Origin of the sequence: Microbacterium sp. KKR3/1 (assembly GCF_021272365.1) — a bacterium.
Taxonomy (GTDB): Bacteria; Actinomycetota; Actinomycetes; order Actinomycetales; family Microbacteriaceae; genus Microbacterium; species Microbacterium aurugineum.
This window is the reverse complement of record NZ_JAJSDW010000001.1, coordinates 1,688,301-1,715,267: the sequence shown is the minus strand read 5'-3', so window position 1 is coordinate 1,715,267 and position 26,967 is coordinate 1,688,301. Positions and strand designations below refer to the sequence as shown.

Annotated in this window: 24 protein-coding genes and 2 tRNA genes; 19 read left to right on the top strand and 7 right to left on the bottom strand. The window is 67.2% G+C overall.

Translation table 11 applies throughout. From position 1 onward, the window contains the following. Window positions 1-17: 17 nt before the first annotated feature. Complete coding sequence (locus LVJ59_RS08260; RefSeq protein WP_232762635.1) at window positions 18-1,145, bottom strand: DUF4192 family protein; 1,128 nt, start codon at window positions 1,143-1,145, stop codon at window positions 18-20. Window positions 1,146-1,257: 112 nt separating this feature from the next. Here LVJ59_RS08260 and LVJ59_RS08255 point away from each other — a divergent pair, with 112 nt between their 5' ends. The 3 genes from LVJ59_RS08255 to LVJ59_RS08245 all read left to right on the top strand — a co-directional run bounded on the left by LVJ59_RS08255 (window position 1,258) and on the right by LVJ59_RS08245 (window position 3,753). Continuing rightward, window positions 1,258-1,431, top strand: a complete 174-nt coding sequence (locus tag LVJ59_RS08255; protein WP_165875449.1) for a hypothetical protein — start codon at window positions 1,258-1,260, stop codon at window positions 1,429-1,431. Between the two features lie 85 nt (window positions 1,432-1,516). Beyond that, on the top strand, window positions 1,517-2,977 hold the full coding sequence (gene cls / locus LVJ59_RS08250; protein WP_131492927.1) for a cardiolipin synthase: 1,461 nt from the start codon (window positions 1,517-1,519) through the stop codon (window positions 2,975-2,977). Window positions 2,978-3,024: 47 nt separating this feature from the next. After that, on the top strand, window positions 3,025-3,753 hold the full coding sequence (locus tag LVJ59_RS08245; RefSeq protein WP_232762634.1) for a hypothetical protein: 729 nt from the start codon (window positions 3,025-3,027) through the stop codon (window positions 3,751-3,753). A gap of 14 nt (window positions 3,754-3,767) precedes the next feature. Here the strand turns inward: LVJ59_RS08245 and LVJ59_RS08240 are convergent, their stop codons facing one another. Beyond that, window positions 3,768-4,766 carry a diacylglycerol kinase family protein gene (locus LVJ59_RS08240; RefSeq protein WP_232762633.1) on the bottom strand — a complete coding sequence of 333 codons (999 nt, stop codon included), beginning with the start codon at window positions 4,764-4,766 and terminating at the stop codon, window positions 3,768-3,770. A gap of 91 nt (window positions 4,767-4,857) precedes the next feature. On the opposite strand from LVJ59_RS08240, the gene serS reads away from it, so the two are divergent. From serS to LVJ59_RS08195, 9 genes are all read left to right on the top strand, one after another. Next, entirely contained in the window at window positions 4,858-6,162 is a 1,305-nt protein-coding gene (serS, locus tag LVJ59_RS08235; protein ID WP_131492924.1) for a serine--tRNA ligase, read from the top strand. Continuing rightward, window positions 6,159-6,980, top strand: coding sequence for an HAD family hydrolase (locus tag LVJ59_RS08230; protein ID WP_232762632.1), 822 nt, complete (start codon window positions 6,159-6,161; stop codon window positions 6,978-6,980). Before serS ends, LVJ59_RS08230 begins: the two co-directional genes overlap by 4 nt. Before the next feature lie 43 nt (window positions 6,981-7,023). Next, window positions 7,024-7,108, top strand: a tRNA-Ser gene (locus tag LVJ59_RS08225). A 49-nt stretch (window positions 7,109-7,157) separates the two neighbouring features. Beyond that, window positions 7,158-8,396, top strand: coding sequence for an LCP family protein (locus LVJ59_RS08220; protein ID WP_232762631.1), 1,239 nt, complete (start codon window positions 7,158-7,160; stop codon window positions 8,394-8,396). A gap of 62 nt (window positions 8,397-8,458) precedes the next feature. Next, a complete protein-coding gene (locus tag LVJ59_RS08215; protein ID WP_131492918.1) occupies window positions 8,459-9,463 on the top strand; it encodes a LacI family DNA-binding transcriptional regulator in 1,005 nt (334 codons plus the stop codon). A gap of 189 nt (window positions 9,464-9,652) precedes the next feature. Further along, a complete protein-coding gene (locus LVJ59_RS08210; protein ID WP_232763167.1) occupies window positions 9,653-11,299 on the top strand; it encodes a glycoside hydrolase family 13 protein in 1,647 nt (548 codons plus the stop codon). A gap of 40 nt (window positions 11,300-11,339) precedes the next feature. Then, the gene (locus LVJ59_RS08205) at window positions 11,340-12,707 is read left to right on the top strand and encodes an ABC transporter substrate-binding protein (RefSeq protein WP_232762630.1); all 1,368 of its coding nucleotides are present in this window, start codon (window positions 11,340-11,342) and stop codon (window positions 12,705-12,707) included. A gap of 6 nt (window positions 12,708-12,713) precedes the next feature. Further along, window positions 12,714-13,679 (top strand): carbohydrate ABC transporter permease, encoded by a 966-nt coding sequence (locus LVJ59_RS08200; RefSeq protein ID WP_194239344.1) that lies wholly within the window; start codon window positions 12,714-12,716, stop codon window positions 13,677-13,679. After that, window positions 13,676-14,623, top strand: coding sequence for a carbohydrate ABC transporter permease (locus LVJ59_RS08195; RefSeq protein WP_232762629.1), 948 nt, complete (start codon window positions 13,676-13,678; stop codon window positions 14,621-14,623). The genes LVJ59_RS08200 and LVJ59_RS08195 overlap by 4 nt, the downstream gene beginning before the upstream one ends. Window positions 14,624-14,705: 82 nt before the next feature. Here the strand turns inward: LVJ59_RS08195 and LVJ59_RS08190 are convergent, their stop codons facing one another. Next, the gene (locus LVJ59_RS08190; RefSeq protein WP_232762628.1) at window positions 14,706-15,287 is read right to left on the bottom strand and encodes a TetR/AcrR family transcriptional regulator; all 582 of its coding nucleotides are present in this window, start codon (window positions 15,285-15,287) and stop codon (window positions 14,706-14,708) included. Between the two features lie 93 nt (window positions 15,288-15,380). Here LVJ59_RS08190 and LVJ59_RS08185 point away from each other — a divergent pair, with 93 nt between their 5' ends. Further along, window positions 15,381-17,648: a glycoside hydrolase family 3 C-terminal domain-containing protein gene (locus LVJ59_RS08185; RefSeq protein ID WP_232762627.1), complete on the top strand. Its 2,268-nt coding sequence runs from the start codon at window positions 15,381-15,383 to the stop codon at window positions 17,646-17,648. Window positions 17,649-17,684: 36 nt separating this feature from the next. Here the strand turns inward: LVJ59_RS08185 and LVJ59_RS08180 are convergent, their stop codons facing one another. Both LVJ59_RS08180 and LVJ59_RS08175 read right to left on the bottom strand, forming a co-directional pair. Beyond that, a complete protein-coding gene (locus tag LVJ59_RS08180; RefSeq protein ID WP_232762626.1) occupies window positions 17,685-19,295 on the bottom strand; it encodes an MFS transporter in 1,611 nt (536 codons plus the stop codon). After that, on the bottom strand, window positions 19,292-20,008 hold the full coding sequence (locus LVJ59_RS08175; protein WP_232762625.1) for an ion channel: 717 nt from the start codon (window positions 20,006-20,008) through the stop codon (window positions 19,292-19,294). The genes LVJ59_RS08180 and LVJ59_RS08175 overlap by 4 nt, the downstream gene beginning before the upstream one ends. A 220-nt stretch (window positions 20,009-20,228) precedes the next feature. On the opposite strand from LVJ59_RS08175, the gene LVJ59_RS08170 reads away from it, so the two are divergent. Together LVJ59_RS08170 and LVJ59_RS08165 are read left to right on the top strand one after the other, a co-directional pair. Then, window positions 20,229-20,317, top strand: a tRNA-Ser gene (locus LVJ59_RS08170). Between the two features lie 80 nt (window positions 20,318-20,397). Then, a complete protein-coding gene (locus tag LVJ59_RS08165; RefSeq protein ID WP_232762624.1) occupies window positions 20,398-21,705 on the top strand; it encodes a DUF2254 domain-containing protein in 1,308 nt (435 codons plus the stop codon). Between the two features lie 21 nt (window positions 21,706-21,726). Here the strand turns inward: LVJ59_RS08165 and LVJ59_RS08160 are convergent, their stop codons facing one another. Beyond that, window positions 21,727-22,824 carry a YihY/virulence factor BrkB family protein gene (locus tag LVJ59_RS08160; protein WP_232762623.1) on the bottom strand — a complete coding sequence of 366 codons (1,098 nt, stop codon included), beginning with the start codon at window positions 22,822-22,824 and terminating at the stop codon, window positions 21,727-21,729. 47 nt (window positions 22,825-22,871) lie between these two features. Next, window positions 22,872-23,381 (bottom strand): hypothetical protein, encoded by a 510-nt coding sequence (locus tag LVJ59_RS08155; protein ID WP_232762622.1) that lies wholly within the window; start codon window positions 23,379-23,381, stop codon window positions 22,872-22,874. Between the two features lie 111 nt (window positions 23,382-23,492). Here LVJ59_RS08155 and LVJ59_RS08150 point away from each other — a divergent pair, with 111 nt between their 5' ends. The 4 genes from LVJ59_RS08150 to LVJ59_RS08135 all read left to right on the top strand — a co-directional run bounded on the left by LVJ59_RS08150 (window position 23,493) and on the right by LVJ59_RS08135 (window position 26,921). Beyond that, complete coding sequence (locus LVJ59_RS08150; RefSeq protein ID WP_232762621.1) at window positions 23,493-25,115, top strand: sodium-dependent transporter; 1,623 nt, start codon at window positions 23,493-23,495, stop codon at window positions 25,113-25,115. Next, window positions 25,112-25,246 (top strand): methionine/alanine import family NSS transporter small subunit, encoded by a 135-nt coding sequence (locus tag LVJ59_RS08145; protein WP_081996931.1) that lies wholly within the window; start codon window positions 25,112-25,114, stop codon window positions 25,244-25,246. The genes LVJ59_RS08150 and LVJ59_RS08145 overlap by 4 nt, the downstream gene beginning before the upstream one ends. Window positions 25,247-25,327: 81 nt before the next feature. Further along, a complete protein-coding gene (locus LVJ59_RS08140) occupies window positions 25,328-26,194 on the top strand; it encodes a GyrI-like domain-containing protein (protein WP_232762620.1) in 867 nt (288 codons plus the stop codon). 91 nt (window positions 26,195-26,285) lie between these two features. After that, the gene (locus tag LVJ59_RS08135) at window positions 26,286-26,921 is read left to right on the top strand and encodes a GyrI-like domain-containing protein (protein ID WP_232762619.1); all 636 of its coding nucleotides are present in this window, start codon (window positions 26,286-26,288) and stop codon (window positions 26,919-26,921) included. Window positions 26,922-26,967: the final 46 nt, after the last annotated feature.

Here is a 26,967-nt window from a genome sequence, read left to right as displayed (position 1 = left end):
CCCGCGCGGCCCGGCCTTCACGCCGCTGAGCCTCGACGGAACGCCCACTCCGGCAACAGGGCGCTGCCGAGCATGGTCTCCAGCAACGCTGCGAGAGAGTAGCCGGGATCGATCTCGCGCACCAGGTCGAGGTAGTGACCCGCATGCGTGGCGCGGCCGAGGGCCCAGGACAACCACGCCGCCGCCGTCAGCGGTGCCGGTCGTGAAGCCCGCGGTGCCCGTGCGGCCGCCGCGCGGACGGCCGAGAGGGCGACGCGAAGCCGTTCCGGGTCCGGGCCGGGCCCCTGCCCCAGGAACAACCGCCCCAGTTCGTCCGGGACCATCTCGCCGCTGGTCGCGAAGGCCATCTGTGCGCTGTAGGCGCGCTTGCCGCCGAGGAGATCGGTGGCCCACTGGGCGATCGCCACATCTCGCAGAAGCGGGCGCTCGAGACACCACAGCAACGTCGCGGTCGCGAACGGCGGGAGCGTATCGGGAGTCGTGAGCACGGACTCGAAGAGCGCCGGGATGTCTTCCAATAGCACGAGCGCAGCGATCAGCTGGGGGTTCTCGCGTCCGGTCACACGCGCGCTGCGTCCCGTCTCCTCCTGATCGAGCAGTGCCGTCAGCTCCTGCATCGCTCGCCCGACCCTTTCCTTCTCTGCGAGGTCGACCTCGGGAAGCTCCGCTCCGGCCCACTGATCCCCGGAGACATCGCCCACCGATGGCACCTCCGCGGGCGGGAGGACCTCCGCGAGGGGGTGGAGACGCGGCGCCGGGTCGAGATAGCTCGACCACCCCGACGGTGTCACACAGAGCGCGTCGACCACTCGGAGACCAGCATCCTCCGCGGACCCCAGCACCTCGTCGACGGCAACGGCGTACGGCAGCACGAGCCCGTCGCGGGTGGCCTGGGACTCCGCGTCGGTGTAGACCACGAGTGCCACGGCATCGGTGCCGGTGACGCGGGACGCCAGGCCCACTGCCGCATGAGCGTAGTGCTCGAGATCGGTCTCGTCGTCGGGGAGGTCCAGCCGCATGGCTCCCTCGGTGCGGGCGCCGCAGAAAGGGAGCAGGACGATGCTCCGACGAGGTGTGAACCCGGCGAGAGGGGGGACCAGGGCGAGGAACGCGGCGGAATCGGTGGCACGAAGAACTGTTGTCATGCCGAGAGTGTCGCGGAACGCGTGGTCACGCAGGGCGGAAGAGGCGGGCTGTGGACGCGGATCCAGAAAGAGCGGGAATGTGCACGAAGAGTGGCTCGCGTACCATGGGGTGATGGACAACTTCTGGCTCGCCGCGGCATGGTCTCTCCTGCCGACCGTCGGAGTGAGCATCGTGTTCGTCTTCGTGCTCCGCGGCATCCTCCGCTTCGATCGCAAAGAGCGCAAGGTCCACGCGCAGATCGAGGCCGAAGAGCGCGCGGCGCGCGGCCTCCCGCCGCGCGTCTGAGTCCGACCCATCCGCTACTGTGAAGCCAGCACACCGGCTCCGGTGTGAGTCCGAGGTGATCGTCACCACGGTGTGAGGGGACACGATGACCGCGGAGACCTGGGGCTGGTGGATAGCCGCCTTCCTCGTGGCCCTCGACATCGTCATCCGCGTGACGGCGATCATCGTCATCCCGCGCAATCGCCGACCGACGGCCGCGATGGCCTGGCTCCTCGCGGTCTTCTTCATCCCGTTCGTCGGCGTGTTCCTCTTCCTGCTGATCGGAAACCCACGGCTCCCGCGTGCCCGGCGGCGCAAGCAGGACCAGATCAACGAATACATCGCCCAGACGAGTGAGCACCTGCACTTCGGGACTCTGCGTCCGAACGCCCCCGAGTGGTTGGGGCCCATCGTCCAGATGAATCAGAAGCTCGGCGCGCTGCCGCTCTCGGGTGACAACGGCGCCCACCTGATCTCGGACTACCAGGAGTCCCTCGACGAGATGGCCGAGGCCATCCGCACCGCTCAGGAGTACGTGCACGTCGAGTTCTACATCCTGCAAGCGGATGCGTCGACGGACAATTTCTTCCGAGCGCTCGAAGAGGTCTCGGCGCGTGGCGTCGAGGTGAGAGTCCTCCTCGATCACTGGGCCAACCGCGGCAAGCCCCGGTACAAGCAGACCATCGCCCGTCTCGACGCCATGGGCGCCGACTGGCATCTGATGCTCCCCGTGCAGCCGTTCAAGGGCAAGATGCAGCGTCCTGACCTGCGCAATCACCGCAAGCTCCTGGTCGTCGACGGCAACATCGCGTTCCTTGGCTCGCAGAACATCACGGACTCGACGTACAACCTGCCGAAGAACATCAAGCGCGGTCTGCACTGGGTCGACCTCATGGTCCGTCTGGACGGTCCCGTGGTTCTGAGTGTCAACGCGATCTTCGTGGCCGACTGGTACAGCGAGACCGATACGGTCCTCGAGGGGATCGACATCGCCCATGCGAACATCGGCTCGGGCGACCTCGACTGCCAGGTCGTGCCGTCGGGACCGGGGTTCGAGGTCGAGAACAACCTCCGGCTCTTCCTCGGGCTGCTGTACGCGGCCAAGAAGAAGATCATGATCGTCAGCCCCTACTTCGTCCCCGACGAAGCGCTCCTGCTGGCGGTGACCGCAGCCGTCGACCGAGGCGTCCACGTGGAGCTCTTCGTGTCGGAGGAGGGCGATCAGGCGATGGTGTACCACGCCCAACGCAGCTACTACGAGGTGCTGCTCAAGGCCGGCGTGCGGATCTGGATGTATCGCAAGCCGTACATCCTGCACACCAAGACGCTCACGATCGACGACGGGGTCGCGGTCATCGGGTCCAGCAACATGGACATGCGCTCCTTCGGTCTGAACCTCGAAGTCTCGATGCTGGTGCGGGGCGAGGAGTTCGTCGCCGAGATGCGCGAAGTCGAGGACAAGTACCGCTCGCTCAGTCGCGAGCTGACCCTCGAGGAGTGGATGCAGCAGCCGCTGCGCTCCACCGTGCTCGACAACCTGGCGCGTCTCACCTCCGCCCTGCAGTAGCACGCGAGTGCCTTCCGGGTGATCGTGGCGCGGGATACTCTGTGTGCATGACCTCCGCGCTGCGTCCCCTCGCCTCCGTCGTCGGCCTCGTCGCCGCCGCGTTCCTCGTCGCAGGGTGCACCGCCGGGCCGGGTTCGGACACCCCGACGAGTTCACCGGCTCCGAGCGCCGGAAACGTCGACGATCAGAACGACATGGAGGGCGCCCTGCTCGATGACGGCCGCATGTTCGCGGTCGTCACGTGGGGATCCTCGACCTGCGTGCCGCAGGTGGACCAGGTCACGGGCGAGGGCCAGACCGTGACCGTGACCCTGGCGGATCCGGCCGCGGAAGCGGAGAAGCCGTGCACGGCCGATCTCGCTCCGCGGGCGAGCCTCGGCGCCCTGCCCGAAGGCGTGGACCCGACGAAGGACATCACCCTGAACGTCACCTACGGCGATCTCACCGACGACATCGACCTCGACGGCGACCCCGCTGCCGCAGGAACGCCAGGAGGGTCGACCGAGTACCAGCCGACCGCCGGGTGGTTCGACGACGGTGCTCTCGTGCTGCTCACCTGGGGGTCCTCGAGCTGTATCCCGGTGGTGGAGTCTCTCGAGGGCTCCGGCACCTCCGGCACCGCCACCTTCGTCACCGATGACGATCAGGTCTGCACGATGGACATGGGGCCGCGGGCGACCATGCTCGCGTTCGGTGACGACACCGTCGAGGACGACGGCACCTTCACACTGACGCTCGTCGGCGGCGGTCTCGACGGAACGGTCGAGGTCCGGTAGCGTCGCGGTCGCTCTCAGAGCATGTGCACCGGGTGGTCGGGGGGAAGCGCGAGCAGGAGCGCTCCCGGGTCGGCCCAGCAGGTGATCCGCACGGCTTCACCGAATTCATCCCCGTCGAGTTCGATCGGGATCGGACCGGGCACAGCTGCTTCGGCGGCTGCCCCGTGGAAGTAGTGCACCGAGGCGTTCTTGCCGCGACGTTCGAGCACGCGACGCCCGGCACGGAAGCGCCGCAGCACCGAGTTGTCCCACCAGATCTTGCGCCAGACGGCGAACCATCCGAGGACCCCGGTGGGTTTGATGACGGCGATGTCGAGGGATGCGTCGGTGATCGACCCGTCAGGGATCAGCGCGATGCCGGCGGGAAGGGTCCCGCAGTTCGCGAAGAGCAGGCTGTACGCGCGATGCGAATGCAGGCGGCCGTCATCGACCTGGTAGACCGCACGGAAGGGCTTCGCGCGGGGCAGTGACCGCGCGGCGCCGTCGACGTACGCGATCCATCCGACCGACTTCTTCAGGTTCGAGCGGGTGTTCGCGATCATGTCCGCATCCAGGCCCATGCCGGCGAGCACCACGAAGGCGTGTTCCTGCTCCTCGCCGTCGGCTCTGGTCAGGCGCGCCCAGCCGATGTCGATCGGGTGCCGGAAGCCGCCGAGAGCGGCTCGGATCATCTCCGTCGGGTCGGCGAGCGGAAGTCCGAGGTTGCGGGCGAGGAGATTCCCGGTGCCGCTGGGCAGGATCGCCAACGGGACTCCGGTGTTCGCGATCGCTTCGGACACGGCGCGGACCGTGCCGTCGCCGCCCGCCACCAGGACGACGTCGACGCCGCGTTCGAGGGCCTGCGCAGTGGCCTGCTGTCCGGCATCCTCCACCGTCGTCGGGTAGAAGGCCGGGTGTTCCCACCCCGCTTCGCGGGACAGGTCCCTCACGGCTTCACGGAGGTGCTTCCCGTCGACCTTGATCGGGTTGTAGACGAGTGCCGCCTGTCGTCGGACGAGGGCGGGCGTGGTCATGGCGCTACTCTAATCCGCGATGCCGCGTCTCGCGGACTGCGCGCATCCGTGTGGCCGAGGGGTGGCGTCCGCCGCACCGTAGACTTGGAAGATGATCGACCTCGCACTCCTCCGCGAAGAACCGGAGACCGTCCGCCGTTCGCAGGCTGCTCGTGGAAACGACCAGAGCACCGTCGACGTCGCACTCGAGGCCGATCGATCGCGGAGGGCTGCGCTGTCCGCCTTCGAGGAGTTGCGTGCGGAGCAGAACGCTTTCGGCAAGCAGGTCGCGAAAGCCCCGAAGGAAGAGAAGGCGGCGCTCGTCGCGCAGGCCAAGGACTTGGCGGAGCGCGTCAAGCAGGCCCAGCACGCGGCGAACGACGCAGCCGACGCGGCATCCGCTGCGCTCGCCCGGATCGAGAACGTCGTGATCGACGGGGTGCCGGCCGGCGGTGAGGCCGACTTCGTCGAGTTGCGCCGGGTCGGAGACGTACCCGCCTTCGACTTCGAGCCGCGCGACCACCTCGAGCTCGGCGAGCTTCTCGGCGCCATCGACATGGAGCGCGGCGCGAAGGTCTCCGGCGCGCGGTTCTACTTCCTGCGCGGCATCGGCGCGCGCCTCGAGATCGCGCTCATGAACCTCGCGCTCGACAAGGCGCTGCAGAACGGTTTCGTGCCGTTGATCACGCCGACCCTCGTGCGCCCCGAGATCATGCAGGGGACCGGCTTCCTCGGCGAGCACGCCGACGAGGTCTATCACCTCGACAAGGACGACGATCTCTATCTGGTCGGCACCAGTGAGGTCGCGCTCGCCGGGTACCACAAGGACGAGATCGTCGATCTCGGCGATGGCGCCCTCCGCTACGCGGGGTGGTCGACGTGCTACCGGCGCGAGGCCGGCTCCCACGGCAAGGACACCCGCGGCATCATCCGCGTGCACCAGTTCAACAAGCTCGAGATGTTCGTCTACACGACCGCGGAAGACGCCGAGGCCGAGCACCTTCGCCTCGTCGCCCTGCAGGAGGAGATGCTGACCTCGCTCGGTCTCGCTTATCGCGTGATCGACGTCGCCGCGGGAGACCTCGGGTCGAGCGCCGCACGCAAGTACGACATCGAAGCGTGGGTGCCCACTCAAGGCGCGTTCCGTGAACTCACGTCGACCTCGAACTGCACCACGTTCCAGGCCCGCCGCCTGGACGTCCGCTACCGGCCGGCGGTCGACGCGTCAGAAGGCGCGGCGAAGACGCAGCACGTCGCCACGCTCAACGGAACGCTCGCCACCACCCGCTGGATCGTCGCACTGCTCGAGACGCATCAGCAGGCCGACGGCTCGGTGCGGGTGCCCGAGGTTCTGCGCCCGTACCTCGGCGGCCTCGACGTGATCCGGCCGCTCGACGAGGGGCGGGCAGCTCGGTGACGGCATCCTGGCTCGTCGGTCTCGACGTCGACGGAACGATCCTGCTGCAGGACGAGACCATGAGTCCCGGAGTTCCCGAAGCGATCGCGCGGGTTCGCGACGCCGGACACGTGGTCACGATCGCGACTGGGCGCAGCTGGATGGCGACGCGGCGCTACGTCGAGGAGCTCGGCCTCACCGCGGATTATGTCGTGTGCTCCAACGGCGCGGTCACGATGCGTCGCGACGGAGACGACTGGGAGCGCTGGAGTGTCGAGACGTTCGACCCGACCCCCGTTCTCGGACTGCTGCGCGACCGCCTGCCCGAGGCCCGGTACATGGTCGAGCTCGCTTCCGGGCAGCGGCTGTACACCGAGCAGCTCGACGACTGGACGCTCGACGGCGGTCGCCAGGTCGACTTCGAGGAGCTCGGCCGACTCCCGGTGTCGCGCATCGTGGTCGTCTCGCCCGGGCACGACGAGGACGACTTCCATCGGCTCGTCTCGGATGCCGGTCTCAACGAGGTCTCGTACGCGATCGGTTGGACGGCCTGGCTGGACATCGCCCCGCAGGGCGTCGACAAGGGGACCGCACTGGAGCAGGTGCGCACCGAACTGGGACTCGACGGAGGGCGCATCCTCGTCGCCGGCGACGGTCGCAACGACATCGGTATGTTCGGCTGGGCGCGTGCTCTCGACGGACGGGCCGTGGCGATGGGTCAGGCCCCCGCGGAAGTGAAGGATGCCGCGAGCGAGGTCACCGCAGACGTACAGGACGGCGGACTGGCGCAGGCCCTCGACACGCTTCCAGCACCCGCCCAGGTCAGCACGGGAGAATAGAACTCGGCTAGACTCACGCCTTGTCGACAGATGTGTCTGTCGAGGAGGGTTGTCCGAGCGGCCGATGGAGCTGGTCTTGAAAACCAGTGGGCAGAGATGTCTCGTGGGTTCGAATCCCACACCCTCCGCAGCTGAGCACGGTGGCCCCTCACCGGCGCTGAATCCGAAAGGCCCCGAGTGAGCGAGAACCACCGCCGCCGCCGCACGGTCGCGCGACACGGTCAGCTGGCGACCCCCGGTCCCGTCAACCAGCTGTTGAAGCTCATCGCGATCGGTCTGGCGGTGGTGCTCGTCAGTGGGTTCGGCGTCGCGGCTTACATCGCGTACGACTTCTCCAGTACGGTCGCCGCGAACGCCGTCGACCTCGAGGGCCAGGAGGCGGTCCCGCCGGACATCGGCGAGTACGAGGAGGGGTTCAACCTCGTCCTGACCGGCGTCGACACCTGCGAAGAGAAGTACGCGGGTCTGTTCGGCGAACGGTGCACAGGAAGTGACTCCGAGGGCACCCTCAACGACGTGAATCTCCTGGTGCACGTCTCTCAGGAGCCCCGTCGTATCACTGTCGTGAGCTTCCCCCGCGATCTGATGATCCCGATCCCGGAGTGCCTGGACGACGAGGGCAACGTCCGCTCGGCGATGAGTAAGCAGCCGCTCAACACCGCGTACACCGACGGTGGCCTCAACTGCGTCGTCAAGACGATCTCGGAACTGACCGATCAAGAGATCCAGTTCGCGGCCTCCGTCACCTTCGGCGGCGTGATCGAGATCACCAACGCGATCGGCGGCGTCGACGTATGCCTCGCCAACCCGATCAAGGACCGCTACACCGGCCTCGACATGGCCGCGGGCACGCACACTGTCGAAGGCCTGCAGGCCCTCCAGTTCCTGCGGACGCGCCACGGTGTCGGTGACGGTAGCGACCTCGGCCGCATCGGCAACCAGCAGCAGTACATGTCGAGCCTCGCCCGCAAGATGATCAGTGGTGAGGTGCTCGGTAACGTCCCGGTCATGCTCAAGCTCGCCAACACCGCGCTCAGCAATCTGGAAGCCAGCACCTCGTTGGCGAACAACCCGATGACGCTCGTGCAGATCGCGCTCGCGGTGAAATCGGTGCCGTTCGAGGACATCGTCTTCGTGCAGTACCCGACCGGGGCGGACTACGCCGACCCGAACAAGGTCGTCCCGAACCAGGAGGCCGCCGCAGCCCTCTGGGATGCGATCGAGGCGAACGCGCAGCTGCAGATCACGCACCAGAACACCAGCAACGACGGCGTGATCGTGCAGGAGCCCACCGAGCCCGTCACCGAGGCCACGCCGGATCCCACGGCCACCCCGGACACCGTGGTGGCGTTGCCCGACTCGATCAAGGGCAACTCGGCCGCGCAGACGACCTGCTCCAACGGCAACGTCCGCTGAGACGCCTGCGCTCCGTGCAATTCGCTTGCGCAGTCTTGCAAGGATTTGCGTAAGCTGACCCCATGTCGAAGCGACTCGCCGAGGTGGCGCGCAAGGTCGGAGTGAGCGAAGCCACGGTCAGCCGTGTGCTCAACGACAAGCCGGGGGTCTCCGATGCCACGCGGCAAGCGGTTCTGACCGCGCTCGACGTGCTCGGATACGAACGGCCGACGAAGCTTCGCGGCGAGCGGGCGCGTCTGGTGGGTCTGGTGCTCCCCGAGTTGCAGAATCCGATCTTCCCCGCCTTCGCCGAGATCGTCGGTGGCGCGCTCACTCAGAACGGGTACACGCCTCTGTTGTGCACGCAGAACGCGGGCGGCGTGACGGAGTCGGACTACGTCGACCTGCTTCTCGCGCAGCAGGTCTCGGGAGTGATCTTCCTCGGCGGAAACTACACACAGGCGGATGCCGCGCACGAGCACTATGAGCGGCTGCGCCAGGTGAACCTGCCGACGGTTCTCGTGAACGCCCGCGTGCCCGAGCTGCAGTTCGCGACAGTCTCGACCGACGACGCGGCGGCGGCCGAACAGGCGGTGCTCCACGTGCATCAGCTCGGGCATCGACGCATCGGTCTCCTCCTGGGGCCCGACGATCACGTCCCGTCGCAGCGCAAGCTCGAGTCTGCGCGTCGTCTGCTGGAGAAGCTCGGTGAGCCGCTGTCCGAAGAACTCGTGGTGCGCGGCATGTACTCGCTCGAATCGGGACAGGCCGGCGCGGCGCGGCTCTTCGCCGCCGGGGCCACGGCGATCGTCTGCGCGAGTGATCCGATGGCCCTCGGCGCGGTGCGCGCCGCGCGGCGGGCGGGGCTCGCGGTTCCCGGTGACGTGAGCATCGTCGGCTTCGACGACTCGGCGCTGATGAGCTGCACCGAGCCACCGTTGACGACCGTGCGGCAACCGATCGAGTCGATGGGGCGCGCCGTGATCGCGCTGCTGCTCGCACAGATCGCCGGAACCTCGCGGCCGAGCGACGAGCTGCTGTTCGAGCCCGAGTTGGTCCTGCGGTCTTCGACGGGTCCGCTGGCCTGACCGGGAGGCGCACCGGCGTCGCGACGAACGGCTTCGTGCGCCCGTAGCGCATCGCAAATTTCCAACATCTCGTTTACTTCTTGCGTTAGGAGCACGGAAAAGCTACATTCAACTCATCGCCCCCCGACGACGAGGAGTTCCGTGGACACTGATGTTCTGCGCAGCGCGGCACCTGCCCGCACCCTGACGATGCCCGCGGGTGAGGGGTGGTGGCGCACGGCCGTCATCTATCAGGTGTACGTGCGCAGCTTCGCGGACGGCAACGGCGACGGCATCGGCGATCTCGCCGGCGTGCGCTCCCGCCTCGGATACCTCAAGAGCCTCGGGGTCGATGCGCTCTGGTTCACGCCGTGGTACCAGAGTCCGCTCGCCGATGGCGGCTATGACGTGCAGGACTACCGGCGCATCGACCCCCGTTTCGGCACCCTCGAAGAGGCCGAGCAGCTCATCGCGGAGGCGCTCGAACTCGGCATCCGCACGATCGTCGACATCGTGCCGAACCACATCTCGAACCAGCACGAGTGGTTCCAGCAGGCACTGGCCGCAGGGCCGGGCAGTGTCGAGCGCGAGCGCTTCTGGTTCCACCCCGGTCGGGGCGCCGACGGCTCCGGCATCCCCACCAATTGGGTCTCCAGCTTCCAGGGCGAGACGTGGACGCGCACGCACAATCCCGACGGAACCCCCGGCGAGTGGTACCTGCACCTGTTCACTCCCGAGCAGCCCGACCTCAACTGGAACCACATCGACGTGCGCCGCGAGCACGAGGACGTCCTGCGTTTCTGGTTCGACCGAGGCGTCGCGGGCGTCCGCATCGACTCCGCCGCCCTTCCGGTCAAGGACCCGGCTCTGCCCGACCTCCCCGCCGGCTGCACTCCGACGGCGGGGCACCCGCACATCGATCGTGACGAGTTGCACGACATCTACCGTGACTGGCGTGCCGTCGCTGACGAGTACGACGGCGAGCGGGTGCTCGTCGGCGAAGTCTGGCTCGACGATGCAGAGCGATTCGCTCGCTATCTGCGTCCGGGGGAGATGCATACGGCCTTCAACTTCGGGTTCATGACGCAGCCGTGGAGCGCGCGAGCGATGCGCGACTCCATCACCCGCACCCTTGCCGAGCACGAGCCGGTCGGAGCTCCGGCCACGTGGGTGCTCTCCAACCATGACGTGACGCGTCCGGTGACGCGCTACGGGCAGGCGGACTCCTCGTTCGCCTTCGAGCGCAAGCGGCGCGGCACCGCGACCGACGTGGAGCGGGGAGCGCGCCGAGCGCGGGCCGCGGCGCTGCTGGTCGCCGCCCTCCCCGGGAGCCTCTACATCTATCAAGGGGACGAGCTCGGCCTCCCGGAGGTGGAGCTTCCGCTCGACGTGATCGAGGATCCGATGCACTTCCGCTCCGGCGGTGTCGACCCCGGACGGGACGGCTGCCGCGTGCCGCTGCCGTGGGCGGGCGCGTCGAGCCCCTACGGGTTCGGCGGAGCGCCGTGGCTCCCGCAACCTGCCGATTGGGCGGGGCTTTCGGTCGAGGCCCAGGACGCCGACCCGGGCTCGACGTTGAACCTCTACCGTGCGGCGATCGCGGTGCGCCGACGCATCGACGACTTCGCCGGAAGCGAACTGGAGTGGCTCGAGCTCGGCGCCGATGTCCTCGCGTTCCGTCGCGGCGACGGCACGGTCAGCATCACCAACCTCGGCGCGGTGCCGGTTCCGCTGCCCGCGCACCATGAGGTGCTGCTCGCCAGCACGCTCCTCGACGGTGGCGCACTGCCTCCCGACTCCACTGCCTGGCTCGCTCTTCGAGCCGTTCCCGGGCGCTCTCCGCGAGCGCACAAGTAGCCCTGCACCACCCGATCCGCATCACATGGAAGGACTGACAATGAAGTCACCAACGAAAGCCCTGGTCGCCGGCGTCGCCGTGCTCGCCACGGTCGGCGCACTCGCCGGCTGCACGCCGAGCGGCGATGACGGTGCCGATGGCAAGACCGAGCTGCGCGTCGCCACGTTCCCGCCGGGAGCCGACGCCGCGGCCTATGAGGCGTTCGCCGCCCAGGAGAAGCAGTTCGAGAAGGAGCGCCCCGACATCGACATCATCGGCGTCGAGTACGAGTGGGAGGGCCCGACGTTCGCGGTGCAGCTCGCCGGTGGCAGCCTGCCCGACGTGTTCACCGTGCCTTTCACCGACTCCAAGACACTGCTCGAGAACGGGCAGCTGATGGACGTGACCGACGCGATCGAGGAGCTCGGCTACACAGACAAGTTCAATCCGATCATCCTCGACGGGGTCACCGGCTCCGATGGGAAGATCTATGGTTTCCCGCGCCAGGCCTACGCAGCAGCGCTGCACTACAACCGGGACCTGTTCGAGGCGGCGGGGCTCGATCCCGACAACCCGCCTCAGACGTGGGACGAGATCCGCACGGCCGCGAAGGCGATCACCGACGCGACGGGCAAAGCCGGCTACGCGCAGATGGCGATCAACAACACGGGCGGCTGGCAGCTCACCTCGCAGACCGTGGCGCGCGGGGGTCGCACGCAGACCGACAACAGCGACGGCACGGCGGAGTCGACGATCGACAACGACGCCACCACGGCCGCGCTGCAGTTCCTGCACGATGTGAAGTGGGAGGACGGCTCGTTCGGTTCCAAGGTCGACCTCGACTGGGGCACGATCAACCAGGAGTTCGCTGCCGGCAACATCGGCATGTACACGTCGGGTTCCGACATCTACACCGCTCTCGTCCGCGACTTCGGCATGGAGCCGTCGATCTACGGCATGACCGTCGTGCCGATGGAGGGCGACGACCCCGGGACCCTCGGCGGCGGTGACATCGCGGTGATCAGCCCCACGGTCGACGACGCGACGAAGGCGGCGGCGGTGACGTGGATCGACTGGTACTACATGCAGAAGTTGATGGATGAGGACGCCGCCGTCCTCGACGCCAAGACCCTGAACGAGTCGGGCCAGGCCGTCGGCACCCCGCTCCTGCCTGTACTCAGCCGCGAACTGTACGACGAGTCGCAGGAGTGGATCGCCGACTACATCAACGTGCCCGTCGAACAGATGGCGCCGTTCAGTGACCGTATCTGGGATCAGACGCCGGTCGGTGAGCCGAAGGTGAAGACCCAGGAGGTCTACGCGCTCCTCGACACCGTCGTGCAGAAGGTGCTCACCGATCAGAACGCCGACATCGACGCGTTGCTCGCTCAGGCGCAGACCGATGCGCAGGCGAAGCTCGACGAGTAACGCTTCATGACGATGACGCTCTCCGAGCAGCGGGCGGCGGTGGAGGATTCTCCGCCGCCCGCTGTGCGCACCTCCCGTCGCCGCTCGCCGCTCACGTGGTTCCGAGGCGGCGGGCTCGCGAACCTCCTGTTCGTGCTCCCGATGCTCTTCGTGTTCGTCTTCTTCTCATGGTCGCCCATCGTGCAGTCCGTGATCATGAGTTTGCAGAAGACGAACCTGATCGTCTCCGAATGGGTCGGGTTCGATAACTACGTCGCGGTGATCGGTGATCCGGAACTCGGTCGAGCAGTGATCAACACGCTGTGGTTCGCTGTGCTTGCTCTGCTCTTCGGTTTTCCGCTGCCGCTCCTGATGGCCGTGCTGATGAGCGAGGTGCGCCGCGGCAAAGGCATCTACTCGGCCCTCGCCTACCTCCCGGTCGTGATCCCGCCCGTGGTCGCCGTACTGCTGTGGAAGTTCTTCTACAGTGCCGACCCTTCCGGTGTGTTCAACACCGTGCTCGGATATGTCGGCATCCCCCCGCAACCGTGGATCCAGGATGCCGTGCAGGCGATGCCGTCCCTCGTGCTGGAAGCCACCTGGGCCGGAGCGGGAGGCTCGATCATCATCTACCTCGCCGCGCTCCTGGGGGTACCGCCCGAGCTCTACGACGCCGCCGAGGTGGACGGTGCCGGAATCTGGAAGAAGATCTGGCACGTCACGCTGCCGCAGCTGCGCGGCATCCTCTTCATCATGCTGATCCTGCAGATCATCGCGACCGCTCAGGTCTTCCTCGAACCGTTCCTGTTCACCGGGGGCGGCCCTGCCGGGGCGACCAAGACCGTGCTGCTGTACATCTACGACAAAGCCTTCCGCAACAGTCTGGGCGGCGACTACGGAGAGGCGACGGCCGTCTCGGTCCTGCTCGCGATCGTCCTCGCCCTGCTCTCCTGGCTGTACTTCAGGCTGACCGACCGTTGGAGCACGACATGAGTCTCACCACCCGCCTCTCGACCCGTGCGGCGGAGAAGGCAGCGGAGAAGGCCGCCGATCGCGTCGGGGACCGCACCGTCATCTCGGACTCGGAGCGGCGGCGGCGTGGCATCCGCGTCGGCATGTCGCTCACGCATGTGTTCCTCACCGTCGGGCTGGTGATCGCCGGACTCGGGCCGATTCTGTGGCTGGCGAAGTCGGCCGTCACGCCGACGCAGGACACGCTGCAGCAGCCGTTCGCGCTCTGGCCGAACGGGACCGATTGGGAGAACCTGTCGACTGCGTGGAACGACATACACATCGATCAGTACTTCTTCAACACGGTGATCATCGCGCTCGGCGCCTGGTTCGTCCAGCTGCTCATCGCGACCACCGGCGGTTATGCGCTCTCGGTGCTGAGGCCGCGGTACGCCCCGATCCTGAACGCGCTGGTGCTGGCGACGCTGTTCATCCCGGGCATCGTGCTGCTCGTGCCGCTGTACTTGACGATCGTCCACCCACCGCTCCTCGGGGATGTGAGCCTGCTCAACAACTACCTCGCGGTCTGGCTGCCTATGGGCGCGAACGCGTTCAACATCCTGCTGGTGAAGCGGTTCTTCGACAGCCTGCCCCGCGAAGTATTCGAGGCGGCGCGGACCGATGGTGCCGGCCCCTTCCGCCTGTTCTGGTCGATCGTGCTGCCCATGTCGAAGCCCATCCTCGGCGTGGTCTCCGTGTTCGCGATCATCGCGGCCTGGAAGGACTACCTCTGGCCGATGCTGGTGCTGCCCGATCCCGCCGTGCAGCCGCTGTCGGTCCGTCTTCCGGCAGTGCAGTCGCAGACCGAGCTGGATGTGTTCCTCGCCGCACTTGCGATCGCGACGCTCATCCCGATCGGCATGTTCCTGCTGTTCCAATCCGTGTTCCTGCGCTCGGCGGGGTTGGGGGGAGCCGTCAAGGGCTAGCCGAGACCCCCCTCTCCCGCCGAGACCCCCGGCCGTTGTCGCCCCCAGGGCGGGGTCTCGACGAGAAGGCGGGGTCTCGGCGTCACGGGTGGGGAGCGGGGCGGGGGGCGAGAGTGTCGATCAGCGCGGTCATGATGCCGGGCATGTCGACCGAGGGGTCGATCATCCACTGCAGCTGGAGGCCGTCCGACGCGGCCTGGATGATCCGCGCCAGCGTCTCGGGGTCGAGCGCCGGACGCTGCTCCTCGGTGGCGAAGCTCTCCGCGATCGTCCCGCGCAGGCGCTCGCTGCGCTCGAGGAAGTAGGCGTGGGCCGGATGCTCGGGATCGGCGGCATCCACGGACAACCGGGAGAAGAGGGCGACGAGCCCCGGCACCTGCGTGTTGTGGCGGATGACCTCGAGGAAGCCGTCGCGGGCTCCGGCGGCCCCGGCGACGGAGGGATCCAGGCCGTCGTGCTCGTCGCGCTTGCGGAGAACCTCGGTGAAGAGCTCCTCCTTCGAGCCGAAGTAGTGCAGCAGTGCGGCGGGGGTCACACCGACCACCTCGGCGATCTCCTTGAGCGAGGCGTTCTGATACCCCTTGCGCCCGATCACGTCGAGGGCGCTCTCGAGGATCTCCTCGCGTCGCGCGACGCCCTTCGCGTATGAACCTCGTCGAACCATGATCACGAGCGTAATCCTGAATGTTGTTTGAAATCTAATACTGAATCACGTAAGGTTTTCGCAAGACATCGCTGTCCCCGCGAAAGGAAGACCATGACCGAGATCTCGGCATCCGACCTCACCCTCGAGGAGAAGGCGTCGCTCACCAGCGGCGCGGACTTCTGGACCACGAAAGCCGTCGATCGGGTCGGCATCCCCTCGGTGATGATGACCGACGGTCCTCATGGGCTTCGCAAGCAGGCGGGCAGCACCGACCACCTCGGACTCGCCGGCAGCGTTCCGGCCACGTGCTTCCCGCCCGCTGTCGGCATCGGCTCTTCCTTCGACCCCGAACTCATCGAGCGGGTCGGTGCGGCGATCGGTGTGGAGGCCGCGATCGAGGACGTCGCCGTCGTGCTCGGACCCGGCATCAACATCAAGCGCTCGCCGCTGTGCGGACGAAACTTCGAGTACTTCTCCGAGGACCCGATCGTCTCCGGAGTACTCGGGGCCGCCTCGGTCCGAGGCATCCAGTCGCAAGGGGTCGGCACCTCGCTCAAGCACTTCGCAGCGAACAACCAGGAGTTCGACCGCATGCGGGCGAGCTCCGACGTCGACCCCCGTCCGCTTCGCGAGATCTACCTGCGCGGATTCGAGCGTGTCGTGAAGGACGCGTCGCCCTGGACCGTCATGTGCTCGTACAACAAGCTCAACGGGGTCTGGACCTCGGAGGATCCCTGGCTGCTCACCAGCGTGCTCCGTGATGGCTGGGGCTTCGACGGTCTCGTCGTCTCGGACTGGGGCGCCGTGAATGATCGCGTCGTCGGTGTCGCTGCCGGTCTCGACCTGGAGATGCCCGCCTCCGGCGGACGCACGGACGCGCAGCTCGTCGCCGCGGTGCGCGCGGGAACCCTCGACGAGAGTGTGCTCGACACCGCAGCCGACCGCGCGATCGACCTCGTTCGCAAGGCGGGCGCGCGCCCGGTCGCGGAAGGCCCCCTCGATGTCGACGCGCACCATGCACTCGCCCGCGAAGCCGCAGGACGGTCGATCGTTCTGCTGAAGAACGATGACGCACTGCTGCCTCTGCAGAAAGACCAGAAGGTCGCCGTGATCGGTGCCTTCGCGACCGAACCTCGTTTCCAAGGGGCGGGTTCATCGCTGATCAATCCCACCCGGATCGACAAGGCGCTGGACGAGATGCGGGCCTTCGGCGGGGAGCAGGTCACGTACGCGCCCGGTTTCGCGGTCGAGGGCGGCGCCATCGCGGCAGAGGGACGGTCGGCTGATGACCTCCGCGCCGAGGCTGTCGACGCGGCGGGCTCCGCCGACGTCGCCGTGCTCTTCCTCGGTCTGCCTGCCGCGGAGGAGTCGGAGGGTTTCGATCGCGAGCACATCGACCTTCCTGCGGCGCAACTCGCGGTGCTCGATGCTGTGCTCGAGGCGAACCCTCGCGTGGTGGTGGTGCTGTCCAACGGCGGAGTGGTGGCGCTTCCCTTCGCGGACCGTGTGCCGACCATCGTCGAGAGCTGGCTGCTGGGGCAGGCCGGAGGTGGCGCTGTGGCCGACGTGCTCTACGGTGTCGTCAACCCTTCCGGCAAGCTCACCGAGACCGTTCCTGTGCGGCTGGAGGACAACCCCTCCTACGGCAACTTCCCGGGAGAGTTCGGGCATGTGCGCTACGGCGAAGGGCTGCTCGTCGGCTACCGCTGGTACGACGCGAAGCGCCTGGATGTCACCTACCCGTTCGGCCACGGGCTCTCTTACACGACGTTCGAGTACGGCCCTGCGACGGCCGAGGTCGGCACGGACGGCGACATCACCGTGAGGGTCGAGATCACGAACTCCGGCGACCGCGACGGCCGTGAGGTCGTGCAGGTCTACGTCGCCCCTGCGCAGTCCATCGTGCAGCGGGCTCCTCGTGAACTCAAGGCGTTCGCGTCCGTCGCCCTCGGCGCAGGGGAGGCGCGCGTCGTCGAGCTCATCGTCCGGCGCGAGGACCTGGCCTACTGGGACGTGCGCGTCGATGGCTGGATCGTCGAGAGCGGCACCTACACGGTCGAGGTCGCTGCGTCGAGCCGCGACCTCCGCTCGACCGTCTCGGTCGAGATCGTGGGCGACCCGGTGCATCAGGAGCTGACCATGAACTCCTCGGTCGGCGATCTGATGTCCCACCCGGTCGCCGGGCCGATCGTGCAGCAGGCCCTCGGTGGCTTGATGGGTGGTGGCGATGCGGCTGCTGCGTCGATGATGCCGAACGACGACGCGATGCAGAAGATGATGGCGTCGTTCCCGATCGGCCGCCTCGCCGGATTCCCCGGGCTGCCCGTCACGTTCGAGCAGATCGAGCAGCTGGTGGCTGCGGCGAACGCCGGGGAGTGAGCCGCGGGACGGTCCACGGCGAAGTGGCCGCCTTCGTCAGCCGCTCGAACCCGTCCGTCGTCGTACCGCCACCTCGGTGGGTATGCCACGCGAGAAGAAGAGCGATCCCAGGCTGATCAGGATGAGCCCGAAGAAGGCGATGCGCAGCGACGACAACTGCGAGTCGCGGTAGACCGTCGCGAGCGTGTCGGCGTCGGCATCGCTCAGTCCGGCCCGCTCGGCGATGCCGGCCACGTCGGCCGCCGGCACGATCGTGACCCCATGGTCTGTCGCCGTCGTCACGGTCGACTTCGTGGTGTCGGGCAGGTCGCTCGCTGCGACGCCGGAAGCGAATGAGGTCGAGAGGGCACCGATCAGGATCGAGCCGATGAGAGCCGTTCCGAGCGACGAGCCGAGGTTCTGGAACACGCCCTGGAGTCCGCCGACCTCGCTCGTCTCCTTCTCGGTCACGCTCGACATGTTCACGTTCCCGAGTTGTGAGGCGAGCAGTCCGAGCGCCGCGCCGGACAGGAACATCCCGGTGGCGAAGAGTCCACTGCGCAGATCGCTGGTCGCCGAGCCGAGCAAGATCACTGCACTGATGACGAGGATGAGCTGCCCGATCCGCACGATCGTCCGCGGAGAGAGCACACGCGAGATCCGGGTTCCCACGATCGAGAGCACGACGAGCGCGATCGAGAGCGGGAAGATCCGGATCCCCGTCTCCAGTGCGTCGAGGCCGAGCGTCATCTGCAAGTACACGGGGATCATGAAGAACAGTCCGGCGGTCACCGTGTATTGAGCTCCGAGCACGAACAATCCGCTGCGGAGCGAGGTGATCGAGAACATCTTCACGTGCACGAGCGGTCCCCGGCCGGTGCGTTCGAGGATGCGCTGCCGCGCGAGGAACAGGGCGAGGACGGCGACGCCGAACACGATGGACCACGCAGCGGGGGAGATGCCGAGAGGTGCGATGGTTACCTCGCCGATCGAAGGTGGGTGCAGCGGCAGGATCCAACCCCAGGTCTTGCTCTGCAACATCCCGAACACCACGGACACGAGCCCCACCGAGGAGAGCACGATGCTGAGGGCGTCGATGCGGCCGCTCCGCTTCGGGGTCGGATCCGTGACGATCCGGGCGCAGAGCACCACGCCGATCATGATGAGCACTTCGGCGGCGAACACGTATCGCCAGTCGAAGTAGGTCGTCACGAATCCGCCGATCAGAGGTCCGGCGGCGACCGCGGCACCGGACACGGCGCCGATGATGGCGAAGGCGGCGATCCGGTCGTTCCCCTGATAGTTGTCCGCGACGAGTGCCGCAATAGCCGGTATGACCAGCACGGCGCCGAGTCCCTCGACGACCGACCACCCGAGGAACAGGAGGCCCACGTTCGGACTGAGTGCCGTGATCAGCGAGCCCGCCGCGTAGACGCACGACCCGATCACGAACGCTCGCCGGCGTCCCCACACATCGCCCAGCTTCGCGCCGAGCAGCATGAACGCCGCCATCGTGAGCGTGTAGAAGGTGATCGCGCTCTGCATCGCGGCGACCGTGGTGTCGAGGTCGGCGACCACCGTCGAGATCGAGACGTTCATCACGGTGCCGTCGAGCACCATCACGAATTGCGCGGAGCCGAGGACGGCGATGACGCCCGCTCGCTTCATGGTGACTCCTTGGATGGGGCGGCGACTCCCGCGCGAGCGCCTGCGCCGCGCATGATGCGCGCGACCGCCGTGATGAGGAACAGCTGTCCCGTGATCGCTTCTGCGACGGCGACCGCCTGCGACGTCGCGGTGGAGGGGACGAGGTTGCCGTAACCGGTGGTCGTGAGCGTCGTGAACGAGAAGAAGAGCTGGTTGGCGAGCGAGTCGTCATCCGTGCCGTCGAAGATCGAGGCGGGGGAGACGAGGGAGAGCAGGTTGAAGGCGAACGTGAAGAAGAGGCCGACGAAGACGTAGGCCGTGATGGCTGCCAGGAGCGCTTCGAGGTTGAGCCCACGCCGCTTCACCTGGTGACCGATGATCGCGACCGGCGCCACGAGGAGCGCGACCATGGTCGCGGTCGAGAACACGATGTCGAGTACGTGCCCGCCCGCGCTGCTGAGCGCCGTGATGATCGTCGCGAGCCCGGCCGCCGAGAGGATCACCCAGGCCACGTGCTGGATCATCGGCGGTGTCCCGGTCACGCGGAACACGACGGCGACCGTCACGAGGATGACAAGGAACGCCCACGGGCTCGGATCCGTGGCGCGTTGTGCCGCGCACAAGGCGTAGGAGACGACGAGCAGCGCGAAGATGATCACGTATCCCGACACCCCGTCGAAGACGGTGCCGGACGTCGGTGTCGCACCCGTCTGGAACTCTCGCATCCCCGTCATATCGCACCTCGCCCCCGTCTGTCGACGGCGCGGGAGCCGGAGGGCCGGAGGAGAGTCTCCGGGGCGGGTGCGGGCGTCGTCGCACGCTCATCGTGGCATCCGTGCGGACCGAGCGGTCGGCGAGTGTCACCCTTTCCGGGCGATGCGGGCGCCGGTTCGTGACAGCTCGCCATTCCGGTTATGATGGTGAGGTGCATCCGTGCTTTCGGGTCGGATGCCTGGAGACGTCGCATAGTCCGGCCGAGTGCACCACCCTGCTAAGGTGGAGTCCCCTCACGGGGACCAGGGGTTCAAATCCCCTCGTCTCCGCACTTTTCCCAGGGATGGCATCCGCCCCCGCCACGCGTCAGGTCGTGTGCTGTGGGGCGATCCACGACTAACCTTCGGGAATGCGTACCTGGTTCCTTCGCGCTCGTGAGTCCTTCTGGTTCCTGCCGACGGTGTTCGGGGTGGCGGCGATCGCCCTCGCGATCGGACTGACCGAGCTCGACCGCCTGCTGCTCGCGAACGGCGACACCTCGGGTGCCCTCCTGGCGGATCTGTCCGCGACGGGCGGGCGCGCGATCCTCACTGTCATCGGCGGGACCATGCTCGGGGTGGCGGCGACATCCTTCTCGATCACGATCTCGGTGCTGGCCACGACGTCATCGGCCTATGGTCCCCGCCTGGTGCGGAACTTCATGGCGGACCGCGGGAACCAGTTCGTCCTCGCGGTCCTCACCTCGACGTTCCTCTACACGCTGGTGGTGCTGCGCGCGGTGCGGACCGAGCAGGACTCGATCTCTGCGTTCGTCCCTGTCACGGCAGTGACGTTCGCCGTATTCCTGGCGATCGCCGACGTCGCGGTGCTCGTGTACTTCATCCACCACATCGCCAGGTCGGTCCAGGTGACCACCCTGCAGGGGCGGGTGCTGAGGGAGCTCGTCGAGGTCATCGACCTCCTCTATCCCGACGCGTCGGACCGTGACACGGTGACGACGGAACCGGATGACCTCATCGTCCACGAGGAGTTCTTCGCCACCGCCTCGGGCTATGTGCAATACGTCGACTTCGAGGACCTCGTCGCTTTCGCACGCGCGCATCAGGTCGTCGTCCGCATAGCCACGCCGCCGGGAACCCACGTGCTGGAGGGCCAGGTGATCGCTCAGTCTCTGGTTTCCCGGAATCAGGGGCGGGACGAGAGCACGGAGGAGGCGGCGTCGAAGGCGATCACTTCCGCGATCGCCGTCGGAGCGGCGCGCACTCCCCGCCAGGACCTCGGTTTCGCCGTTCAGGGGCTGACCGAGATCGGCGTCCGCGGGCTTGCAGCGGGTACCAACGACCCCTACACGGCGGTGGCTGCGATCGATGCGCTGAGCTCGGCCCTCGTGACCCTCTGCGGCCGTCCGGCGGCAGACGGAAGGTATCCCGGCGACGACGGCGAACTGCGGGTTGTCTGCCGCTGGCCGTCTCCCATCGAGCTGATCGCCGATGCGCTTCTGGCCCTTCGTACGTACGGGATGAGGCACCCGCTCGTCGTGCGTGCAGGCGTCGGGCTCCTCGAACGGCTGGAGGCTGCGATGACCGGGGGAGATCGTCTGCGGTTGCGGGATGAGATCGCCGCGTTCCGCTCGGCCTACGTCGCCACGGATCCGCCGCCCACCGATGCCGCCCCCGTGCTCGAGCGGCTGGACGACACCGTCCGCCGCCTGCCCTGACGACCTGGCGACAGCGTGGGGTCAGGAGCGTTGATCGTTTCGATGCCAGAGGCGATCCAGGAACCTCTTGGCCCTCCGGAACACCGTGTCTTCGCGCGGTGAGAGCGTCTCCCCTCGGCGGAGACGGGTGCCGCGTTCGATCGTGATCTCGCGCGAGCGCTCGGTCCGGTCGACCACGGTGGACTCGCGAAGGGGGAGCTGCAACTCCGATTCCGCCTTCTGCCCGGCCTGGAGCTGCCTGCCGCGTTCGAGTTCCGCGTTGAACTCGGCGCCGATCAGCAGAGCCATGTTGATGACGAACAACCACAGGAGGAAGACCACGACCCCGGCGAGGGAGCCGAACGTCCGGTTGTAGTCGGCGAAGTTCGACACGTAGATGAAGAGGCCGGCAGAGGCGAGGGAGAGAACCCCCACGGCGAACGCGGCACCCAGCCCCAACCACCGAAGCGGGGGCTGCTTCAGATTGGAGGTGCCCTTGTAGAGCAGGGTGATCATCATGACGACGGCCGTGGCCAGGACCGGCCACTTCACGACGTCCCAGACGCCCAGAGCCGTGTCGCCGATGCCCAGAGCATGTCCGGCCGCGCGAGCGACGGGCCCGGAGAGGACGACCACCCCGACGACCACCAGTGCGAGTCCGAGGAGCACGACGGTGACGCCGAGCTGCCAGGGCTTGCGCTTCCAGTAGGGTCGCCCTTCCGGGACGCCGTAGATCCGGTTGAGTATCCGACCGAATCCGCTCACATAGATCGAGGCGGACCACACGGCGGTGACGATGGCCACGATCACGGTGATGCCCGCAGCGGACGTGCCTGCCGCATCGGTCAACGGCGCACGAAGCGTGTCGGTCACTGCCGGGGGCGCGACCTCGGCGAGGAGCGTGAGCAGCCGATCGAGCACCTCGTCGGTATCCGCGAGCACTCCGACCAGCGCCATCACCGCCAGCCCTGCCGGAAAGACCGAGAGGACGGCGAAGAAGGTCAGGGCGGCCGCCGCGTCCACGCACCCGTCGCGGACGAACTCCTGGACCGCGCGACGCCCGATGTACGTCCAGGTCTGCCGTCGAATCTGCAGAGGAGTCGAAGGCTTCGCTCGGTCTGCTGCGCGCGTGTTCGACATGTCTCTCACGCTACGCCGCCGGGAGGCGGCGAGCGGAACCCCTTGCGCTACAGCAGCGGCAAGGATCGTGCGACACCGATCGGCTCGACCGGGGTGTTCTCGTCCGCGACGCCGAACCTGACGAGGGATTGAGGGGCGGAGCGGTAGTCCGGGGGTGCGGTGTCGAGTCCGGCTGCGTCGAGGAGGACGAATTCTGCCGCCGAGCCCACGATGCGCAGGGTGCCCACGGGGAGGCAATCGATGATCAGCTGGAACTCCCGCTCGTGCGCGTACACCCTCGAACCGGTGATCGACCAGGCCGTGAACTCGTTAGCGGTCCGTGTGCACAGCCAGTTCTGCTGCGCGACATCCTTCACCCGGAGCAGGGCGGTGTTGCCGCGGAGGCGCGAGGATTGACGCAGTTCGAGGAGCACGCCGACCGATCCGCCCAGCACATCGACGATGACCCGGGTGATCTGGGCATCGATGAGAGCGTCGGGCGTCAGGAAGGGATTCTCCGCGTCCGGGAGCGCCGGAAGTCCGGATGGTATGCCGATCAGCAGATCATTCGCGTTCATGCCCCGTCGCTCTCCCCAGAGGTCCCCAATATGTTGAGATTACGCGACGCGCTTTCACGAACTCTGTGCGCGGAGTGTGAACCGGTGTCCCCCTCGGGTAGTCTCGCCCGCATGGCCACCGCAGCGACGCAGACCCATAAACGCGAAGCCTTCAGCTCGCGCAACGTGTTCATCCTCTCGGCGATCGGATCGGCGGTCGGCCTCGGCAACATCTGGCGCTTCCCCTACGTCGCCTACGAAGGCGGTGGCGGAGCGTTCCTCATCCCGTATCTGTGCGCGCTCCTCACGGCGGGTATCCCGCTGCTGTTCTTCGACTACGCGATCGGCCACCGCTTCCGCGGGTCGGCACCGCTGGCGTTCCGACGGATGCACCGTGCGGCCGAGCCTCTCGGATGGTGGCAGGTCCTCATCTGCGTCGTGATCGCCGTGTACTACGCGGTCATCGTCGCCTGGGCCGCGATGTACACGTGGTTCTCCGCCCAGCTCACGTGGGGTGCGGGCAACGAGAATGATTTCTTCTTCATCGACTTCCTCCGCTCGGCCGATGTCGCCGAGGTGGGCGTGTCGACCGACTTCGTGCCGCAGGTGGGCATCCCCCTGGTCGCGGCTTGGCTGATCGTCATCGTGATCATGGCGTTCGGAGTGAAACGCGGCATCGGCCGGGCGAACATGATCCTGATGCCTCTGCTCACCCTCATGTTCGCGATTCTCGTGGTGCAGTCCCTCTTCCTTCCGGGTGCGATGGACGGTCTGAACGCGTTCTTCACCCCGAACTGGGAGGCCCTGGCCGATCCCGGCGTCTGGGCCTCGGCGTACGGCCACATCTTCTTCTCGCTGTCCGTCGCTTTCGGCATCATGGTGACGTACTCCTCGTACCTGAAGCGCAAGACCGATCTCACCGGCTCGGGACTCGTCGTCGCTTTCGCGAACTCCGGCTTCGAGATCCTCGCCGGTATCGGTGTCTTCGCGGCTCTCGGCTTCATGGCGCAGGCGCAGAGCACGGAGGTAGCCGGTGTCGCCTCCTCCGGCATCGGACTCGCCTTCGTCGCCTTCCCGACGATCGTGTCGCAGGCGACGGGCGGGTCGATCATCGGCGTCCTGTTCTTCGGCGCCCTCGTCTTCGCCGGTATCACCTCGCTGATCTCGATCCTCGAAGTGATCGTGGCCGCGCTGCAGGACAAGCTCGGCTGGGCTCGGGTGCGTACCACGCTCACGGTCACGATCCCGCTGGCGATCATCTCGATGGCGCTCTTCTCGACGACCACGGCCTTGTCGGTCCTCGACACGGCGGATGCCTTCGTCAACTCCTTCGGCATCATGGCGGTCGCGCTGGTGGCCGTGATCGTCGTGGCCTGGCTGCTGCACAAGCTGCCGGTGCTGGCGGAGCACCTGAACCGGCGTTCGAGCTTCCGGGTAGGGACGATCTGGAAGGTGCTCGTGGGCATCCTGGCGCCGGTGGTGCTCGGGTACCTCTTCATCAGCGAGCTCATCGCCAAGACGTCTGAGCCCTACAGTGGCTACCCTGCCTGGTTCCTCGCGATCTTCGGCTGGGGGATGGTCATCGCCCTGGTCGTGCTGGCGCTGATCCTCTCGGCTCTGCCGTGGAGCGGGCGTTCGCATGCGAAGGACGATCCCGAGTACGACGAATTCCTTTCGAAGGAAGAATACGAACCCGATGCGGAGACTTCGGCGATCCCGCTGATCGACACGACCACGAAGGGAACCGGCGCATGACCACGACGGCGATCGTCATGATGATCATCGCGATGGTCACGGTCTGGGGCGGCTTGGTCGCCGGGATCGTGAACCTCGCTCGTCACCCGGAAGAAGCCGAGACGGAGCCCGCTCCGCCCGTCGAGCTCTGAGCGGGAGATGACCGCATCCGACCGGAGAAGTCGGGTGCGGGTGAGCGGCGCGCGGCGACGATGGTGGGGAAAGGAGGACCCATGATCGGCTCGCTCAACGCCCTGGTCGACCTCGTCGAGGCCGAAGGTCCCGCCGAGGGGATCGACGTCGCCGGGTTCGCTCGTGAGCACGGCACGACGGAGTATCACCTACGCCGCATGTTCTCCGCGCTGGCGGGAATGCCGCTCTCGGAGTACGTGCGTCGTCGTCGGATGACACTCGCCGGTGCAGAGCTCGCCACCGGAGCGTCGAGCCTGCTCGAGGTCGCCGTTCGGCACGGTTACGGGTCGGTGGAGGCGTTCGGCCGGGCGTTCCGTGCGGTGCACGGCATCAGCCCGGCTGATGCGCGCCGAGATGGGGGTCCTCTCCGTACACAACCCACGCTCCGGTTCCGCCTGAGCGTCGAAGGGAGCACTCCGATGGACGTCACCATCACTCACCAGCCCGCTTTCACCCTCGCAGGCCATGCCGCCGAGGTGCCACTGATCCACGAGGGCGTCAACCCGTATATCCAGGCGCACATCGCGGCGATACCACCCGAGGAGCACGCGCGACTCAAAATCCTCGGCGATGCCGAGCCGTCGGGCATCCTGGCCGTCACGGCCGACATCGCTCCGGACGCCGCGGAGGGAGAAGCGCTGACCTATCTGCACGGCGTCGCGTTGCAGCCCACGACCGCAGTGCCCGCTGACCTCGACACGCTTCCCCAAGAGCAGGGTGCGTGGGCCGTGTTCGCGGCGCGGGGGCCGTTCCCCGAGACCCTGCAGAAACTGTGGGCGGCCACCGCGGCGGACTGGTTCCCGTCGAATCCGTGGCGCCTGCGCCCCGGCCCCTCGATCGTGCGCTACCTCGAGTTCACGGGCGATTTCGCCTCGTGCGAGCTCTGGCTCCCTGTCGAACAGAGCTGAGGACCGCGAGGCGGGACGTCACTCACGTGCGCCCCGCCTCGAATGTCGGACCTCGATGCAAGACTGGGCACACGACCCAGGGAGGCACGTCATGGCGGCGATCGACCCGAAGAAGACGCTCGATGCGTACCAGGCGAAACGGGGTGCGTTCCGTGTCGTCGAGGTTCCCCCTCTGCAGTATCTGGCGATCGATGGAGCGGGGGATCCGAATACGGCTCCTGCGTACGCCGAAGCCGTCTCCGCACTGTTCCCGGTGGCGTACACGCTCAAGTTCGCCAGTCGGAAGGAATTCGGCATCGACACCGTCGTGATGCCACTCGAAGGACTCTGGCATGCGCCCGACATGGAGTCGTTCACCTCGCGTCGCGACAAGTCGGCGTGGCTGTGGACGATGATGATCATGGTCGGCGACCACATCACCGCGGAGATGTTCACCGACGCCGTGGAGGCCGTGGCACAGAAGGCGGCGAAGAAGAAGGAGCCGTTGCCCGCACTCGGAGGCGTGCGACTGGAGACGCTCGACGAAGGAACCTGTGTGCAGACCCTGCACATCGGCCCCTTCGATGACGAGGGTCCCGTGCTCGACGATCTCCATCACCGCTTCATCCCCGAGAACGGGCTGCGGATGCGAGGGCGGCACCATGAGATCTATCTGAGCGATCCGCGTCGCAGCGATCCGGCGAAGCTGCGCACGATCCTCCGGCAGCCGGTGGCACCGGCCACCTGACGCCCGCACGACCGCGTCGTGAAATCAAGCCTCTTCTGGCGGCACG